This window comes from Aequorivita sp. CRS11 (genome assembly GCF_059693805.1).
In genome coordinates this window covers 502,221-519,187 of the sequence record NZ_JCATIG010000003.1, presented here as the reverse complement: position 1 = coordinate 519,187, position 16,967 = coordinate 502,221, and the positions used below count along the sequence as shown (strand labels likewise).

14 protein-coding genes are annotated in these 16,967 nt (G+C 39.1%); 7 read left to right on the top strand and 7 right to left on the bottom strand.

The annotated features are described in order from the left end of the window. Positions 1-8: 8 nt before the first annotated feature. Positions 9-3,149 (bottom strand): UvrD-helicase domain-containing protein, encoded by a 3,141-nt coding sequence (locus AC58DT_RS08350; protein WP_497216411.1) that lies wholly within the window; start codon positions 3,147-3,149, stop codon positions 9-11. 159 nt (positions 3,150-3,308) lie between these two features. Here AC58DT_RS08350 and AC58DT_RS08345 point away from each other — a divergent pair, with 159 nt between their 5' ends. After that, positions 3,309-3,917 (top strand): superoxide dismutase, encoded by a 609-nt coding sequence (locus tag AC58DT_RS08345; protein WP_497216410.1) that lies wholly within the window; start codon positions 3,309-3,311, stop codon positions 3,915-3,917. A gap of 730 nt (positions 3,918-4,647) precedes the next feature. On the opposite strand, the gene AC58DT_RS08340 is transcribed toward AC58DT_RS08345, so the two are convergent. Then, the gene (locus AC58DT_RS08340) at positions 4,648-6,546 is read right to left on the bottom strand and encodes an amidophosphoribosyltransferase (RefSeq protein ID WP_497216409.1); all 1,899 of its coding nucleotides are present in this window, start codon (positions 6,544-6,546) and stop codon (positions 4,648-4,650) included. A 58-nt stretch (positions 6,547-6,604) separates the two neighbouring features. Beyond that, on the bottom strand, positions 6,605-7,528 hold the full coding sequence (locus tag AC58DT_RS08335) for a PfkB family carbohydrate kinase (protein ID WP_497216408.1): 924 nt from the start codon (positions 7,526-7,528) through the stop codon (positions 6,605-6,607). Between the two features lie 147 nt (positions 7,529-7,675). Between AC58DT_RS08335 and AC58DT_RS08330 the strand changes: the two genes are divergently transcribed. Then, positions 7,676-9,268, top strand: a complete 1,593-nt coding sequence (locus AC58DT_RS08330; RefSeq protein WP_497216407.1) for a hypothetical protein — start codon at positions 7,676-7,678, stop codon at positions 9,266-9,268. 15 nt (positions 9,269-9,283) lie between these two features. Here AC58DT_RS08330 and AC58DT_RS08325 read toward each other — a convergent pair whose 3' ends face one another. Then, positions 9,284-9,916, bottom strand: a complete 633-nt coding sequence (locus AC58DT_RS08325; protein WP_497216460.1) for a ribonuclease H1 domain-containing protein — start codon at positions 9,914-9,916, stop codon at positions 9,284-9,286. Beyond that, complete coding sequence (purN, locus tag AC58DT_RS08320; protein ID WP_497216406.1) at positions 9,909-10,481, bottom strand: phosphoribosylglycinamide formyltransferase; 573 nt, start codon at positions 10,479-10,481, stop codon at positions 9,909-9,911. Before purN ends, AC58DT_RS08325 begins: the two co-directional genes overlap by 8 nt. A gap of 224 nt (positions 10,482-10,705) precedes the next feature. Between purN and AC58DT_RS08315 the strand changes: the two genes are divergently transcribed. From AC58DT_RS08315 to pyk, 5 genes are all read left to right on the top strand, one after another. Beyond that, the gene (locus AC58DT_RS08315) at positions 10,706-10,939 is read left to right on the top strand and encodes an acyl carrier protein (protein WP_014781833.1); all 234 of its coding nucleotides are present in this window, start codon (positions 10,706-10,708) and stop codon (positions 10,937-10,939) included. A gap of 10 nt (positions 10,940-10,949) precedes the next feature. After that, positions 10,950-12,203, top strand: coding sequence for a beta-ketoacyl-ACP synthase II (gene fabF / locus AC58DT_RS08310; RefSeq protein ID WP_497216405.1), 1,254 nt, complete (start codon positions 10,950-10,952; stop codon positions 12,201-12,203). An 8-nt stretch (positions 12,204-12,211) separates the two neighbouring features. After that, positions 12,212-12,955 carry a ribonuclease III gene (gene rnc, locus AC58DT_RS08305; RefSeq protein ID WP_497216404.1) on the top strand — a complete coding sequence of 248 codons (744 nt, stop codon included), beginning with the start codon at positions 12,212-12,214 and terminating at the stop codon, positions 12,953-12,955. A 128-nt stretch (positions 12,956-13,083) separates the two neighbouring features. After that, positions 13,084-13,575: an IPExxxVDY family protein gene (locus AC58DT_RS08300; protein ID WP_497216403.1), complete on the top strand. Its 492-nt coding sequence runs from the start codon at positions 13,084-13,086 to the stop codon at positions 13,573-13,575. Next, positions 13,576-15,006, top strand: coding sequence for a pyruvate kinase (pyk, locus tag AC58DT_RS08295; protein ID WP_497216402.1), 1,431 nt, complete (start codon positions 13,576-13,578; stop codon positions 15,004-15,006). Here pyk and AC58DT_RS08290 read toward each other — a convergent pair whose 3' ends face one another. Continuing rightward, on the bottom strand, positions 15,007-15,768 hold the full coding sequence (locus AC58DT_RS08290; protein WP_497216401.1) for an SH3 domain-containing protein: 762 nt from the start codon (positions 15,766-15,768) through the stop codon (positions 15,007-15,009). It lies immediately after the preceding gene. 48 nt (positions 15,769-15,816) lie between these two features. Beyond that, the gene (gene dinB, locus AC58DT_RS08285; RefSeq protein WP_497216400.1) at positions 15,817-16,920 is read right to left on the bottom strand and encodes a DNA polymerase IV; all 1,104 of its coding nucleotides are present in this window, start codon (positions 16,918-16,920) and stop codon (positions 15,817-15,819) included. Positions 16,921-16,967 lie beyond the last annotated feature (47 nt).

The window sequence follows — 16,967 nt, the reverse complement described above, 5'->3', positions numbered from 1 at the left end:
TTTCAAAATTAAACTTTATTTATTACTATTTCATCTTTGTTGCTATAGATAAGCATTTTTTCTGAAACTACAAATCCCATATCCTGCAACGCATTCGCATAATCAATCAATTGGTCATTATGGTAAATTTTAGGGCTCCCGGATTTATAATCCACAATTACCGATGTGTTTTCAGTACTTATATTTATTCTATCTGGCCGCAAAACCAAACCGTCTTTTGTGATTATACTTCGTTCGTTATAAACTTTATAAGTGCCGTCAAATAGTTTCCTCAAATCTGTATGTTGAATAATTTGATAAACGGTTTTCCGTAAACTATCAAACTCATCTTTTGGGATTATGGCGCGGCCTTCCAATTCCATCAAAACCCTTTCGGCATCGATTTCCGTATAAATCTGGGCCATGGTGTCGTGAAGCAAATTCCCCGCAGTAATGGCAGCAACTGTTTCTGTCTCTAAATAAGTTTCTTGGGAAGGAACAATTTTAAGTCCGTGCTTTTTCGGGTTGCTTGAAAGGTATCGGGGCTCCATTTGTGAAACAACTTCTTTCTCTTTTGATTTTTTCTCTGAATTTTTCCCAAATTCATAAACCGTTTGATCGCTATTCCACATTCCCCTTTGTTTAAGAAATTCCATAAAAAGATGGTTGTAGGTGGAAGAAACTCCATCTTTGGGCTCCGTGGGCATTTCAGCAAAAACAAAGAGCTTTTCAATAGCGCGCGTTAGGGTAACGTAGAGCAGATTGATATTGTCCAGTTCCAACTGGCTTCGGTGCTCGTGGTACATTTGCTCTCCAACTTCACCATAATTTGCTATTTCAGACTTAAAGTTTATCTGCGCTTCCTTAAAGTTGAAGTCTTCATTCGATAAAGGATACCAAAGTTTATCATGCTTACCATCAAACAATTGAATATCCGCAAAGGGAAAAATAACCACGGGAAACTCCAGCCCCTTTGCTTTGTGAATGGTCATCAATTGCACGGCATTTGTGCCTTCACTGGCAGGAATGGAGGCGCTATCTTTTTTAGTTTCCCAATAATCCAAAAACGAAAATTTATCTGCCTGGGGTTGTTGTTCAAACTCATATACCAAATCCATAAACCCGAAAAGATATGCGTCGGCAGCATCGGCTAATTTGAATTTTTCTATACAATATTCAAAGGCCTCATAAAGGGAAACGGAGCGCATTTCCGCAAAGGTGAAATCAACATCATATTTCCTTAAATTTTCGGTAAAATTTTCTTCAGAAATATTTAGAAATTTGGTAAAAAAAGCGTGCTTTTCTTCTGAAATATTTAAGTGTTCATGTAGCAAATCCAGCAATTGTATTTTGGCTTTGTCATTGTTTGGCTGCAAACAAAACTGAAGCGAAAAAACAAGCATTTCTACCAATGGCGATGATTGCAACAATAAAGTTTCCGAAGAAATTACAGACACGCCCTGCTCCATCAAAAATGCCCCAAGAGCTATGCCATCTGCCTTTTTCCTTGTTAAAATACAAATATCGCTTTCGGAAAAACCTTTGTTTTTAACTTCGTGAAATGTTTCTAAAACCAGCGTTGAATAGGCTTCTGTTTTTTCTGTTTTATTCTGCTTTTCAACAAATTCAAATTTTACATACCCGTCCTTTTTATCATTGCAGTTTTGTTTATTTCCTTCTAAATACAAATTTTCGTGACCAGCATCTGCAAAATAAGAAGAAATGAAAGTGAAAAATTCATTGTTGAAATCCACTATTTCCTTGCAACTGCGATAATTGGTGCCAAGTGCCAATATCTTCTTCTCACGCTGAAACGGATTTTCATTTCCGTATAAACCCATAAATTGTTCGGGCAATCCCCCACGCCAGCGATAGATGGATTGCTTGGCATCGCCTACCAACAAAAGACTTCCAGCGCTTGGCTCTAATTGCTGCGACAGGGCGTTATCGATTAGCGGAATTAAATTTTCCCACTGCATTTTTGAGGTGTCCTGAAACTCATCAATAAAAAAGTGGCGATATTTTTCTCCCAAACGCTCATAAATAAAAGGGGCTGGCTGGTTTTTAATCTCTTTGTTTATAAGCGAATTGAATTCTGAAATAGGTAACACATTTTTTTCCTTCTTAATGGTTTCAATTTCGTGGTTCACCAGATTTATTACGGAAAGCGGGGTAATGTTTTTCAGCATATTTTCAAGCAATAGCACCTTGAAAACCAACTCTTTTGTTTGCTGAAAGTTTACAATAAAATGGGGTGTTAATTCATCAATTATACCTCCAATTACTGCAAAAACCCGCTTTGGATAAAGTGGCTTTTCACCCATGGTCTCCTGCCATTTTGCACTAAAATTTACATCATATCTCCCCATTGAAAGATTTTGAAAATGCTTCGGAAGATAACCGCCACTGAAATCGACGTCCTGCAAACCGCTCTTTTCAATAAGTTGAAGTGTCTGCGAAGCGATGCTTTCAGTTTCCTGCGAGAGTAATTTCTTTTTAAGAACCAATTGTTTTTTGAATTCCAGAAAATCCTCCAAAGATTTCTCTTTTAAAACCGAAACGTGCCCTGAATTGTTTTCATCGTAAAGCAATTTTGCAGCTTCTGCAATATCCCGGGAAATGTCCCACGATTTGTCGTCGTCTGTTTTTTCTAATGCAAAATCGAGCAAAACTTTTGTAATTTCCTTATTTTCTCCAGCTTTGCTCAGTAAAAGATCCACGGCCTCTGCCAAAAGTTCATTGGTTTCAAGCGTAACTTCAAAATTGGTTGCCAGTTTTAAATCACGTGCAAAAGTTCGTATTAATCGATGGTTGAATCTATCAATGGTTTCTACGCTGAAAGCTGCGTAATTATGAAGCAGATTTTTTATAATTTTTTGGGACTGCTTTTGGATTTCAATCAAACTTTTATCTGTTTCTTCAGCAATTTTCAGCATCATCGGTAAGGGTTCCGTAACGCTTTTTTCTTCGCTGAAATTCACCAAAGTTTCCACAATGCGCTGCTTCATTTCGGCCACTGCTTTGTTGGTAAAAGTGATTGCCAAAAGATGCTTAAAGTAATCTTCACTTTTTGAAGAAAGGATCTGAATTAGATATTCTTTTACAAGTGTGAAGGTCTTTCCGCTTCCGGCCGAGGCATCATAAATTGAAAAGGAGGATTGTTTTTCCACGGAATTTTCATTTTGCACTAAAATACTGCTTTTATGGCTTTGGAATCAAATTAATCTATGGTTGAATAGAAATCTTATAAAAGCTATAACACTTTTAAAAATCGAGAATGTTTAAATTTGAGGGAATTTTAGTAATAACCAATAAAAAACAATATAATTATGTCTTTCGAACTACCGAAATTACCGTATGCATTTGATGCGCTGGAACCGCACATAGATGCCAAAACGATGGAAATACACCACGACAAACACCACCAAGGGTATACCGATAAATTGAACGATACCATTAAAGGCACTGACAAGGAAGGAAAAACCATCGAGAATATTCTGACCAATCTGGACATGGACAACAAAGCTGTCCGCAATAATGGAGGCGGATTTTACAACCATAGCCTTTTTTGGAAAGTAATGTCGCCAAACGGCGGTGATAAACCTTCTGGAGATCTGGCAAAAGCGATTGATGATGCTTTTGGAAGTTTCGATGCATTTAAAGAGAAATTTTCCGAAGCGGCAAAAACACAATTTGGTTCAGGCTGGGCTTGGCTCTGCGTACACAAAGGTGGAAAGGTTGACGTTTGTTCTACACCAAACCAGGACAATCCATTGATGCCAAAAGTAGGTTGTGGCGGAACACCGATTTTAGGATTGGACGTATGGGAACATGCTTATTATTTGAAATATCAAAACAAGCGTCCCGACTATGTTGGTGCATTTTGGAATGTTATCAATTGGGACGAAGTCTCCTCTAATTATGCGAAGAATAAGTAAATTTAAGTAATAGATTAATTATACCGAATCCGCAGTTTCAATTTTAAACTGCGGATTTTTTTATGCGAAATAATCAACCTTGAGTAAAAAATGAGACAAAAACGGCTCGCCAATGAAACTCGTTATGAAGTAATTTTCTTGGAAAGCATGCCACCTCGCTAAGATTTGGTAATAAAAAAAGGCAAACTAGCGTCTGGGAAAAGAAAAACGGCTCGCAATAAAATTCTGAACTTAAGAAACAGCAAGCTGATGGCTTGCCACCCCCGTTGAGATTTGGGTATAAAAAAAGGCAAACAAGTGTCTGCCTTTTTTTGCCCCAAATCTACCATGAACTTAACCTACTTATGCTAATGGTATGTTCAAATATAAATTAATAAAGTATTCAAAATTATGCTTTTAGATGAATTGCCAATTTTTTCGTTGAAAAACATATTTTATCGTTTTTCAATAGATATATTTTTTTAAAGCTGAATTTTAACACTCTTAAATATTAAATAATTTGCCTTTTTAAAAAAAGTATGAAGAATTGTTAATAGGGTTACATGAAAATAGGCAGACCTAAATCTGCCTATTTTGCCCCAAATCTTACCATAGACCTAACCTACTTACGCCTTATGGTAAGTTCAAATATAGTTCAAGTTTGAGCACTAAAACAGTGTTAATCAACAATTTCGATTAAGTGGATAGGGTTCCCGATAAACGGTAAAAGCTGTGTTAAAATTTAAAGAATTTAGTAAGCTCGTTCTGGATTTCCTTCATAAAAATTGATGTAGGCTCTGTTCACAACCCTATTCCCTCCTGCTGTTGGATAGTTTCCGGTAAAATACCAATCCCCAAGATTCTTTGGGCACGCCTTATGTAAATCATCAACAGATTGAAAGATGAGTTTTACTTTAGCTTTTATATTTTCATCGCTGATTATTTCAGCAATTTTATCTGAAATTTCCTCATCTGTAAAAGGTGCATAAAGTTTTTTAACGTGATTGATTACCGAAGCATCCTCCAAGGCAACTTGCTCCTTACACTTGTGATAGATTTCTTCCACAACACCATATGTTCCTCGATCTTTGTGAAGTTCCAAAGCCGCCTGGAAAGCTACCAAATGCTCCAAGCGCGCCATATCAATTCCATAACAATCCGGATAACGAATTTGAGGGGCTGAAGAAACTACGACAATCTGCTTGGGATGAAGTCTGTCCAGCATTTTTAAAATACTTTTCTTCAGGGTAGTTCCACGAACGATGCTGTCGTCAATAATAACCAAATTATCATCTGTTTTTACAACACCATAAGTAACATCATAAACGTGTGCAACTAAATCATCACGACTGCTATCGTCTGTGATAAACGTTCTTAGCTTTACATCTTTAATCGCAATCTTTTCTGTGCGTATTTTGTGTGCTTGTATTTGCTGAAGCCGCTCTGTCGTTAATTTCTCTTTTTCATTTAAAATTGCCTCGTTCTTCTGTTTGTTCAGTTCGTCCTGTGCAGCTTCCAACATTCCGTAAAAGGAAGTTTCGGCGGTATTGGGTATAAAGGAGAACACTGAATTTTCAGTATCAAAATCTATGGCTTCCAAAATTTTCGGCATTATCAATTTTCCGAGCATTTTTCGCTCTTGATAGATTTCGGCATCGCTTCCGCGGGAAAAATAAATACGTTCAAAGGAGCAGGATCTTCGCTCTAAAGGAGCTAGAATTTCAGAAAGTTTCATGCTTCCGTCTTTCTTTATGATAAGCGCATTTCCGGGATCCAATTCTTTCACCTCTTCAAAAGGAACATTAAAAACAGTTTGGATTGCCGGGCGTTCCGAAGCAACCACAATCACTTCATCGTCTTGATAAAAATATGCAGGACGAATTCCTGCCGGATCACGAAGCACGAAAGAATCGCCATGGCCCAAAAGTCCGGCCATTGCATAACCACCGTCCCAATTGGCGGCAGATTTCCGAAGAATTTTAGCCACATTCAAGTTTTCGGCAATATAGGGTGAAGCTTCCTGTTTGGTCATTCCTTTTGCCTTTGCTTTTTTGTAAAGTTTACGAACCGCATCGTCCAAAAAGTGTCCTATCTTTTCCATTACCGTAACGGTATCGGCTTTTTCCTTGGGGTGCATTCCGAGCTTTATGAGATTGTCGAAAAGCTCGTTGGTATTGGTCATGTTGAAATTTCCCGCAATTATGAGGTTACGGTGCATCCAATTATTCTGACGCAGAAAAGGATGTACATTTTCAACACTATTTATTCCGAAAGTACCGTAGCGAACGTGGCCAAGAAATAATTCGCCTATATACGGAATGTTCTTTTTTTGTGCAGCAACATCATCTTTGTATTCGGGATGCTCCGAAAATTCAAGATTTATTCGCTCGTTAATCTGCGCAAAAATATCTTGGATGGGTTGCGCAGCATTGGAGCGCACACGGCTAATATAGCGTTCGCCTGGGTTAACGTCCAGTTTAATGCTAGCAAAACCCGCACCATCCTGCCCGCGGTTGTGCTGCTTTTCCATCATTAAATACATTTTGTTTACACCGTAAAAAGCGGTTCCGTATTTTTCCTTGTAATACTCCAAGGGCTTCAACAGTCTTACAAGTGCAATTCCACATTCGTGTTTTAAGGCGTCGCTCATATTTTTTCTGAAACTATATAAATGTACAAAAAACGCCCTGAAATTTCAGGGCGCGTATTTAGGTTAATTTGATATCAAATTGTGTTAAGCTCTTAAATTGCTGCAAGCGCTGGTGAACTTCACCGTTTGAAAGCTGAAGCAATCTTTCGGGTCCAAATTTTTCCACACAGAACGAAGCAAGCGCCGAACCATTTATAATGGCATTCTTCATATTATCATAACTGTAATCGCCGGTTTTTGCCAAATAGCCCGTAAAGCCTCCAGCAAAAGTGTCGCCAGCACCAGTTGGGTCAAAAACCTCTTCCAGAGGAAGCGCAGGCGCAAAGAAAACATCGTCATTTCCAAAAAGTAATGCCCCGTGTTCTCCTTTTTTTATTACAACATATTTCGGGCCCATCTCCATAATTTTAGCTGCTGCCTTTACCAAAGAATATTCGCCGGAAAGTTGTCTTGCCTCTTCATCATTTATGGTAATTACATCTACTTTTGCAATTACTTGCATTAAATCTTCCAAGGCGCTGTCCATCCAAAAATTCATGGTATCCAACACAATCAGTTTTGGCGAATCCATCTGCTCAATTACGCCCAATTGGACGAGCGGATGCAGGTTTCCTAACATAACCACTTCGGCATCGCGATATTCTTCGGAAACTTTTGGGTTGAAATCGGCAAGCACGTTCAAATCTGTTATCAAGGTATCGCGGGTATTCATATCATTGTGATATTTTCCGCTCCAAAAGAAAGTTTTGCCTTCCTCAACCACTTCAAGCCCTGAAATGTCCATTCCTTTTTCCTCAAGCATTTGTAAATCTTCCTTAGGAAAATCACCGCCCACTATGGAAACTATTGCGCCATCCACCTTAAATTGCGAAGCTGCCAAACCTATATAGGTAGCGGCACCGCCAAGAATTTTATCGGTTTTGCCAAATGGGGTTTCAATAGCATCAAAAGCTACGGTGCCAACGATTACGAGTTTGCTCATAAAGGATTTTTAAAGAGGGTGCAAATTTAATCAATTATTTACAATTCTAAGGGTTTATAAAGCCGAAGAAATATCACTTGAGTATTTAAATCAGAAAACATGGTAAATTAAAAAATTGTAAATTCCGAAACTTTTAATTGCCTTTAAATGAAAAACTTATATTTTCTGGTTTCTTTCTTTTTGTTTTTTCAATTTATACATTCCCAGGAAGGGGTTCCTTTTAAAGAAAACAAACAATTATATATTCGGGGAAATTCAATTCTTATAGGGAACAACATTTTAGGAGATGATGCAACAGAACCACTGATGGATAATACCATTGCCAACGATATTGTAAAAATGGAATACATAGACGTGGACAATGATGAAACAACATTCAGTTCGAGTGAAGCTAGCATAAATAATCTGCCTAAAAATTTAAGGATTGCACACGCAGCCCTTTATTGGTGTGGATTGTATCCCTCTGAAAAAAGCGCATTACGTAAATCTGGCAATAGAATGATCCATGTGGGCCGCGGTGAAAGGAATCCGGCAATCAATTCAATATTGTTTAAAACACCCAATGGGGCTTATGAAACCCTAAACGGGAGGGTTATTTTCGACAGCTATGGCACTGAGGTTTTTACAACCAATTCACCCTATGTTTGCTATGCCGATGTAACATCAAAACTTCAGAATCTTGCATCAATAAATGGCACTTATACCATTGCAAATATTAAAGCTACCGAAGGTGAAATTTCAGGAGGTGGCTCTGCAGGTTGGCTTTTGTATATTGTGTATGAAGATGCTTCGGAAAGTTCTAAATATTTCACAACTTACAATGGTTTGGTAGAAGTGAATAAAGAAGCTGTAGAATTAACTTTTAGGGATTTTAAAAGCAAAGAAGAAGGCATAGTCAATACCACAATCGCACTCGGAGCCATGGAAGGTGACCGAAAGATAAAGACAGATGAGGTTTCAATATTTGACAAAAAAATAGGGAGTTTTAAACCTTTAAGTAACAAAGTAAGGGAAGAAAAAAACTTTTTCAATAGCTCGATCACTATGGGTGATGAATTCTTTACAGGTAGAAACCCCAACAGTACCAACACACTTGGTTTTGATTTGTTGAAAATGGAAATACCAAACCCGAACAACGAGCTTTTGGACAATGCCACTACCCAAGCCAATCTGCAGTTTCAAGCTAAGGCAGACCGCTTTTATCTGTTTTTTGTAGCGTTTGAAACTGAAATAAACAAGGAATTTTTGGAGGAGAAGACAAAGACTGTAAACGATACTATAATTAACGAATCTGTAATTGTAGAAATTTTAGAGCCAATTGAGGAAGAACCGATAAATACAGTTATTTTAACTAAAAAAAAGGAAACCAAGCCTATTCAAAATAACACTCCCGCAATTAAAAAGCCGAAAGAAAATGTAACTCCCAAAAAACCTATTGTGCTTTCAGAAGAAGACAAAATAAAGAAAGAAGTTAGAATTCAATCAATGTCGGTTCCTGGCTTGGCCTCAGGATATTATCTAGTTACGAATGTTTTCTCCGTAAAAGAAAATGCTTTAAAATGGTCACAATTTTTAACCGAAAAAAGCTACCGTCCACAAACTTTTATCAATTCCAGAAACAATTGGAACTATGTATATGTTGCAGACAATAAAGCCTTAAAGCCAGTTTACGAAAAGTGGAAAGAATATAAGGGCTTTGAATATTTTAAGGAAATCTGGATTATGAAAATTAACCTTTAAGAATTGCAAATAAAATTACTTCCGCCCAAAATCCGCAGGAATTTCTCCCCAGGCTTTGGTTTCCCATTTTACGATTTTTGTTTCGTATTTATTGGTTTTGAGCCAGTTTTCGGCACGTGCAACCAATTCAAACAACGCTTTGTTTTTTGCAGATTGCTTCAGTTTTGTGTTGCACTTTTTCTTTTTCACCCAGCCCATCGCAATGCGCGAATCAGTATAGATAATTCTATCGCTTCCCTTTTTTTGAAGAAAAGCCAAACCGTGTACAAGTGCCAAAAATTCCCCGATATTATTGGTGCCTTGTTGAAATGGCCCTTGATGAAATAATTGCTTGTGTGTTTGTGTATCAACCCCACGATATTCCATTTTTCCGGGATTGCCGCTAGAAGCTGCGTCAACAGCAATGGAATACAGATTTGGTTCGCCTATTTTTTGAAGTTGTTCTTTGGAAAGTATTTTTTTTACAGTTTTCCCTTTATAATCTGCATATTCTTTATTGTATGCTTTTTTCGCTTCCTCAAAAGTCTCGAAACTTTTGTATTGGGCGCCTTTCACGCCATCAATGGATCGTTTGCATTCCTTCCAACTGCCAAAAATACCAGCGGGATTACCGAACCAAACCACGTAAAATTTTTGTTTTTTAGCCATCGCGAAGTACTTCTTCAATTATTTTCGGAAACCACTCGTGTTCCAATTTATGTATCTTTTCAGCAACTGTTTCTGGCGTTTCTTTTTCTGAAAGGGTTACTTTTTTTTGTGAAATAATTGCGCCTTCGTCATAATTTTCATCCACATAATGGATGGTTATTCCTGTTTCGGCTTCTTTATTTTTTACAACAGCCTCGTGCACAAAACTGCCGTACATTCCCTTGCCGCCGTATTTTGGCAGCAATGCCGGGTGAATATTAATCACTTTATTTGGAAATTCATTGAGTATAATCTCTGGGAATTTCAGTAGAAAACCCGCCAAAACAATGATGTCTGGCTTGATTTCCTTTAAAACTTTTAAAGTTCCTTCTTTAGAAAATAATTCCTCTTTTGTGAAAGAATCTGCTTTAACTTTAAGTTTTTCAGCACGTTCCAAAACTTTGGCATCCTTCTTGTTTGAGAGGACGCGAACGACCTCGGCAAATTGGGTTCGTCGAAAGTATTTAATAATGTTCTCGGCATTGGTACCACTACCCGACGCAAAAATTACAATCCGCTTCTTCATTCCCGTTTCCAAAAGTTTTTCTCGAAGTAAATATTAACAAATAAAACACAAAAGTAAGGCAATAGGGTTTTACTTCGCCCAAAATTGTTTAAATTGGTTTTCCCAATTTTGTTTTAATGTGAAATTTTTAAAACTATCAAAGGCACATTTTTAACATTAAATGGTGATTTCAATTAAAATATTTTATTTTTGCCACTTATAATTAAATTTAAAAATCAAGAATTATGTCAGACATTGCATCACGAGTAAAAGCGATTATCGTAGACAAATTAGGTGTAGACGAAAACGAAGTTGTAAACGAAGCGAGCTTCACTAACGACTTAGGAGCAGACTCCCTAGATACGGTAGAGCTTATCATGGAATTTGAAAAAGAATTTGATATCCAGATTCCGGACGACCAAGCTGAAAACATTGCCACTGTTGGTCAAGCAATTTCCTATATAGAAGCAGCAAAATAACCATTCTTCTATGGAATTAAAGCGAGTTGTAGTTACAGGCCTTGGAGCCCTTACCCCTATTGGCAACAATATTCAAGAATATTGGGACGCCCTTGTTAGTGGGAAAAGTGGCTGTGCGCCCATAACCTATTTTGATACCGAAAAGTTCAAAACAAAATTCGCTTGCGAATTGAAGAATTTCAACGCAGAAGATCATTTTGACAGGAAAGAAGCCCGAAAACTAGACCGTTTTGCCCAATACGCTCTTGTATCTTCAGATGAAGCTATAATTGACGCAGGAATAAACCTCGATGAGATAGACAAATTCCGAGTGGGTGTAATTTGGGGTGCCGGAATAGGTGGGTTGGAGACCTTTCAGGATGAAGTAATAAACTTTGCAGAAGGGGATGGAACGCCACGTTTCAACCCCTTCTTTATTCCAAAAATGATTGCGGATATTGCGCCCGGAAATATTTCCATAAAGCATGGTTTTATGGGGCCCAACTATACCACGGTCTCTGCCTGTGCCTCCTCTGCCAATGCAATGATAGATGCACTAAACTATATACGTTTAGGCCATTGTGATGTTATTGTAACCGGCGGAAGCGAAGCAGCTGTAACCATAGCTGGTATGGGTGGTTTTAACGCAATGCACGCCCTTTCTACCCGCAACGATAGTCCAGAAACGGCTTCGCGTCCTTTTGACGCTACCCGCGATGGTTTTGTTTTGGGCGAGGGAGCAGGAGCACTTATCCTTGAGGAATACGAACACGCAAAAAAGCGTGGCGCAAAAATTTATGCCGAAGTTGTGGGCGGTGGTATGAGCAGCGATGCTTACCATATGACGGCGCCGCATCCTGACGGAATTGGCGTAGAGCGTGTAATGCTGAACACCCTGCGCGATGCCAATATGAGCCCGAATGAAGTGGATGCCATAAACACCCACGGAACCTCAACTCCTCTTGGCGACGTGGCCGAATTGAAAGCTATTGTAAATGTTTTTGGCGAGCACGCTAAAGATATCAATATCAATTCAACAAAATCTATGACCGGACACCTTTTGGGAGCTGCAGGCGCTATTGAAGCTATTGCCTCTATTTTGGCAATGAAATACGGGATTGTTCCACCTACCATTAACCATACTACGGTAGATGAAAACATAGACCCTTCCTTAAACCTTACCCTCAATAAAGCTCAAAAACGCGATATAAAAGTGGCAATGAGCAATACATTTGGGTTTGGCGGGCACAATGCGTGTGTGCTCTTTAAAAAACTTGATGCCTAAAACAATTAATGGCCTCCATTAAAAACATATTTTCTTCCCGTTCAGACAAAAACGGGGAATTTTCCAATTCCCTAAAAAAAATATTGGGGTTCAAGCCCAAAGACCTTTCCATTTACGAGACCGCTTTCACACATCGTTCTACCAACGAAAAAAATACCAGTGGCCAACCGCAAAATTATGAACGGCTCGAGTTTTTAGGTGATGCTATGCTAGGTGCCGTAATTGCTGCACACTTGTTTAAAAAAGTTCCCGGAGGTAACGAGGGTTATTTGACAAAAATGCGTAGCAAGGTTGTAAGCCGCGAACATTTGAACGAGTTGGGCCGTGACCTTCAATTGGTGAAATTTCTTAAAACCACCATTCCCACGCAACAATTTAGCGGAAATATTTACGGAAACGTTTTTGAAGCTTTGGTGGGAGCCATTTATTTGGATCGCGGTTTTAAGTATTGTGAAAAGTTCATTCAAAAAAGGGTCATAAAACCGTATGTGGACATCAAAAAACTGGAGGGAAAGGTAATAAGCTACAAAAGCCTTTTTATTGAATGGTGCCAAAAACACAAAAAACAGTTCAATTTTGAAATTTATGAAGACAACGGCAAAGATGAATTGAAACATTTCGCCGTTCGATTAAAGCTTGAAGATGAAGTAGTAGCAAAAGCAAGAGCTACTTCAAAAAAGAAAGCCGAGGAACGTGCTGCCAAAAGAGCTTTTTACAAACTTCAAATCAAGGTTGATTCAGAAAAACCTTAGCTCCCAAAAGTTATTTTTCTATCAAATTTAACGATAGCAACCACGTTGTTTAGTTAATCCCTTTAAAGTTGCCTATTTTTGTAATGCTGTCATCAATAGTATCAACAGTAACAACAGCATCAAAAAAAATGGCAAATCATAAATTGATCTTTGATGAAAATTTTGAAGAGCCCTACACGCTCATTGCCATTCATTGCAGTGAAGAGGCTTACAAAATGGCCTATTTAATGAACAGTCACTTAAACTTGAGGTTAAAAAGAAAACAAACCGACCTCGATTTTTCAACAGAGGGTTTGCTGATAACATTTCCGCTATATGATTTTGAAGACGTTCATAAATACACACATTTTTACCTTATAGCCAACAAATGCAAGTCGGTTGAAGCGGGTTTGCAAAGTTCCGGCGGCTTATTTGCTGAAATGGTTTCAGAAAAATCCACGGTTCACTATCTGCTTCCCGAATTTAAAAAGGTAGATTTTTTTCTGAAAATTTACTCAGATTTTGACACCGTGCCCCTGCGAAAATTTCTTTCAGAAATAAACGAAATAAAACAGATCATTTCTGCCTATATCGTAGAAACTAACCACATAAAATCTAAAAACAATTTAATTTTCGACTAAATGTCAAATCAAAAAAGAACCAAAATAGTAGCTACTCTCGGACCCGCCTGTTCAAGCCCTGAAATCTTAAAACATATGATTTTGGAAGGCGTAGATGTATTTAGGGTAAATTTTTCGCACGCAGATTATACTACCGTTAAAAATAACATTCAAAATATACGAAAGCTTTCTGAAGAGCTAGGCACCCACGTTGCCATTTTGGGCGATCTGCAAGGGCCAAAACTTCGGGTGGGGATGATGAAGGAAGAAGTTATTGTTCAACCCGGTGATGAGCTCTTATTCTGCACCGGCGATGAATTTGAGGGTAACCGCGAACGCGTCTATATGAATTATGACAATTTTCCGCGCGATGTAAATCCTGGCGAGCGGGTGCTCCTGGACGATGGGAAACTTATTTTTGAAGTGCTTGAAACCAATAATTTAAACGAAGTAAAAGTAATGGTAATCCAGGGCGGCCCACTTCGTTCCAAAAAAGGGGTAAACCTTCCCAATACAAATATTTCCCTTCCCGCGCTTACCGCCAAAGACAAAGAAGACGCCATTTTTGCCATCGAGCAAAAAGTAGACTGGATGGCACTTTCCTTCGTGCGCCATGCCGAAGATTTAAAGGAACTCCAAGCATTGATTGAAGCACATTCAGAATACAAAATTCCTATAATAGCAAAAATAGAAAAGCCTGAAGCTGTTGAAAATATTGACAGGATCATCGCCTATTGCGACGGATTGATGGTCGCTCGCGGCGACCTGGGCGTTGAAGTTCCCGCAGAGGAAGTTCCGCTTATTCAAAAAGAATTGGTACTTACCGCAAAGCGTGCCCGAATTCCAGTAATCATCGCCACCCAAATGATGGAAACGATGATAACTTCACTCACTCCAACCCGCGCCGAAGTGAACGATGTGGCAAACTCCGTAATGGACGGCGCTGATGCCGTAATGCTCTCCGGTGAAACTTCCGTGGGTAATTATCCCGTGGCGGTTATCAAAACCATGACCCGAATTCTAAAAAGTGTAGAAAATTCTGAATTGATCCGAGTTCCACAAGAGCCGCCGCAGATTAAAACCAACCGCTACGTAACCAAATCCATTTGCTACCATGCCGCCCATATGGCAAACGAGATTGAGGCACAGGCCATTTGCACCTTGACCAATAGTGGCTACACCGCCTTCCAGATTTCCGCGTGGCGGCCTTCGGCTTTTATCTTGGCTTTTACCAGCAACAAGCGTATTCTTGCCCGTTTGAATTTACTCTGGGGCGTAAAGGCTTTTTATTATGATAAATACGTAAGTACAGATGAAACCGTGGACGATGTAAACAGGATTGCTTTTGAAAAAGGCTACGTGCACAAAGGCGATTACTTAATAAACCTCGCTGCAATGCCCATTGTGGATAAGGGAATGGTGAATACGTTGCGGGTTTCGCAGGTGAAATAATTAGTCTGCTACTTCCGTCTTTTCCAGTTTCATCCCCTCCGCTTCTTTGGTAATAGTAACCGTATAGCCAAAACCTGTGGTTTTGTAATTATACACTATTTTCTGAAGCTGATTGTCGTTTCGGGCAATCAGTAGTTCGCTTACAAAATCCCCCTTCTTTTTATTGTTGTTCTGTTGCGTCTCACTATTGGAACCTTTCGGGTTGGGGAATGCAAATGCTTTCGGAATATCAAAAAGTTGTTGCGCCGTAAAAAATGCCTCGTGCCATGTATCGGTTGGCAAAATCAAAGTTTCGGTTTTGCTAGGCTTGCTCGCCGTACCGCCCGTAGCTTCGGAATAACTCACCTTTGGAAAATCCTTCTTTAATTCCTCAGCATAGTTTTTTGCGGAAGCATTTTCCCCGGGAGGGAAAAACTTCGAAAGAAAACCGTTAAAAGCAAACCCTTTTTGATTGTTGAATTCCACCTCATCCATTGCGCCATCAATTCCACCCACGTTCATCGTGGTTTTTCCTTCGGCATTCACGATTTTCACTTTCGTGCCCAAGGGCATCACGGCAAGTTTCGTACTTTGCAGATTGGGAAATTCACGTAAAGTTAATCCACTTACAGCGGTAACGTACATAGCATCGGGCGCAGTTTCCGAAGGAATGGAATCAGTTACAACAGTCTGCGTTTCTTCGTTGGTTTTGGCGTCATTTTTACAGGAAAATAAGAGTGTAAAACCTGCAAGGGCAATAAGGGAAAAAGCTACGGTTTTCATAAGCTGGAGTTTTAAATTAGTTTAAAGATACGTAGTCTTCTGTCATATTTAAAATTCAAGTTTAAGTTGCACGTCTATGGATTCCTTTGGAACCTCCTTTTTCTTCGGGGTTTCGTTGTTAAGGTGTGAAATGGAAATTCCCAACAACCGTACCGATTCCTTCATTTTTTCCTGAAATAACAATTCTTTAACCACTTCCAATATCAATTCCTTGGAAGCGATAAAAAGCGGTAGCGTTTTGCTGCGCGTTTGAAGCGTAAAATCGCGATATTTAATTTTCAGCGTAACGGTTTTTCCCGCCAGTTTTTTGCTCTTTAACCTGTTTTCGACTTCTGCTGCGATTTCCTCAAGCCGTTCCATCATAAAAATTTCAGAAGAAATATTTTCAGAAAAAGTATGCTCTGCTGCCAACGATTTCTGCGTTCGCGAAGGCTTTACTTTACTGGTGTGAATCCCACGAACCACCTTGTAATAAAAACTACCGCTCTTTCCGAAGTGTTCCTCTAAAAATTCAAGCGATTTACTTTTCAAATCCTTTCCCGTAAAAATGCCCAAACGGTACATTTTCTCTTTTGTAACCTTCCCAACGCCATAAAATTTCTTTACATCCAACGTTTCCAAAAAAGGAACCACTTCCTCGGGACCAATAGTTTTCTGTCCGTTGGGTTTATTAATATCGCTGGCAATTTTTGCCACAAATTTATTCACCGAAATTCCTGCGGAAGCGTTCAACCCTGTCTTTTCTTTTATCTTTTTCCGAATCTCGGTCGCAATCAGCGTGGCGCTGGGATTGCCCTTTTTGTTTTCGGTAACGTCCAGATAAGCTTCGTCCAAAGACAGCGGTTCTACCAAATCGGTATATTCAAAAAATATTTTCCTGATTTGTTTCGAAACTTCTTTATAGCGGTCAAAATTGGTTCGTACAAAAATCAAGTCTGGACAAAGCTTTCGTGCTACCGTCCCACTCATCGCACTGCGCACACCAAATTTTCGGGCTTCATAACTTGCCGCGCTTACAACGCCACGTGCCGAACTTCCACCCACGGCAATCGCTTTTCCGCGAAGCTCGGGATTGTCCAACTGCTCCACGGACGCATAAAAAGCGTCCATATCTACGTGTATAATTTTGCGGATGGGTAGTTCGTCCTGCATCTTACAAATTTAATATCTTTAATGTCTGGTTGAGCGCAGTCGAAACC

Coding starts and splice junctions, on each gene's coding strand:
- AC58DT_RS08290 (WP_497216401.1), bottom strand. CDS start 15,768: ATGAAAACCGTAGCTTTTTCCCTTATTGCCCTTGCAGGTTTTACACTC.
- AC58DT_RS08300 (WP_497216403.1), top strand. CDS start 13,084: ATGGCAAATCATAAATTGATCTTTGATGAAAATTTTGAAGAGCCCTAC.
- AC58DT_RS08330 (WP_497216407.1), top strand. CDS start 7,676: ATGAAAAACTTATATTTTCTGGTTTCTTTCTTTTTGTTTTTTCAATTT.
- purN (WP_497216406.1), bottom strand. CDS start 10,481: ATGAAGAAGCGGATTGTAATTTTTGCGTCGGGTAGTGGTACCAATGCC.
- pyk (WP_497216402.1), top strand. CDS start 13,576: ATGTCAAATCAAAAAAGAACCAAAATAGTAGCTACTCTCGGACCCGCC.
- AC58DT_RS08345 (WP_497216410.1), top strand. CDS start 3,309: ATGTCTTTCGAACTACCGAAATTACCGTATGCATTTGATGCGCTGGAA.
- AC58DT_RS08335 (WP_497216408.1), bottom strand. CDS start 7,528: ATGAGCAAACTCGTAATCGTTGGCACCGTAGCTTTTGATGCTATTGAA.
- AC58DT_RS08340 (WP_497216409.1), bottom strand. CDS start 6,546: ATGAGCGACGCCTTAAAACACGAATGTGGAATTGCACTTGTAAGACTG.
- AC58DT_RS08315 (WP_014781833.1), top strand. CDS start 10,706: ATGTCAGACATTGCATCACGAGTAAAAGCGATTATCGTAGACAAATTA.
- AC58DT_RS08325 (WP_497216460.1), bottom strand. CDS start 9,916: ATGGCTAAAAAACAAAAATTTTACGTGGTTTGGTTCGGTAATCCCGCT.
- fabF (WP_497216405.1), top strand. CDS start 10,950: ATGGAATTAAAGCGAGTTGTAGTTACAGGCCTTGGAGCCCTTACCCCT.
- dinB (WP_497216400.1), bottom strand. CDS start 16,920: ATGCAGGACGAACTACCCATCCGCAAAATTATACACGTAGATATGGAC.
- rnc (WP_497216404.1), top strand. CDS start 12,212: ATGGCCTCCATTAAAAACATATTTTCTTCCCGTTCAGACAAAAACGGG.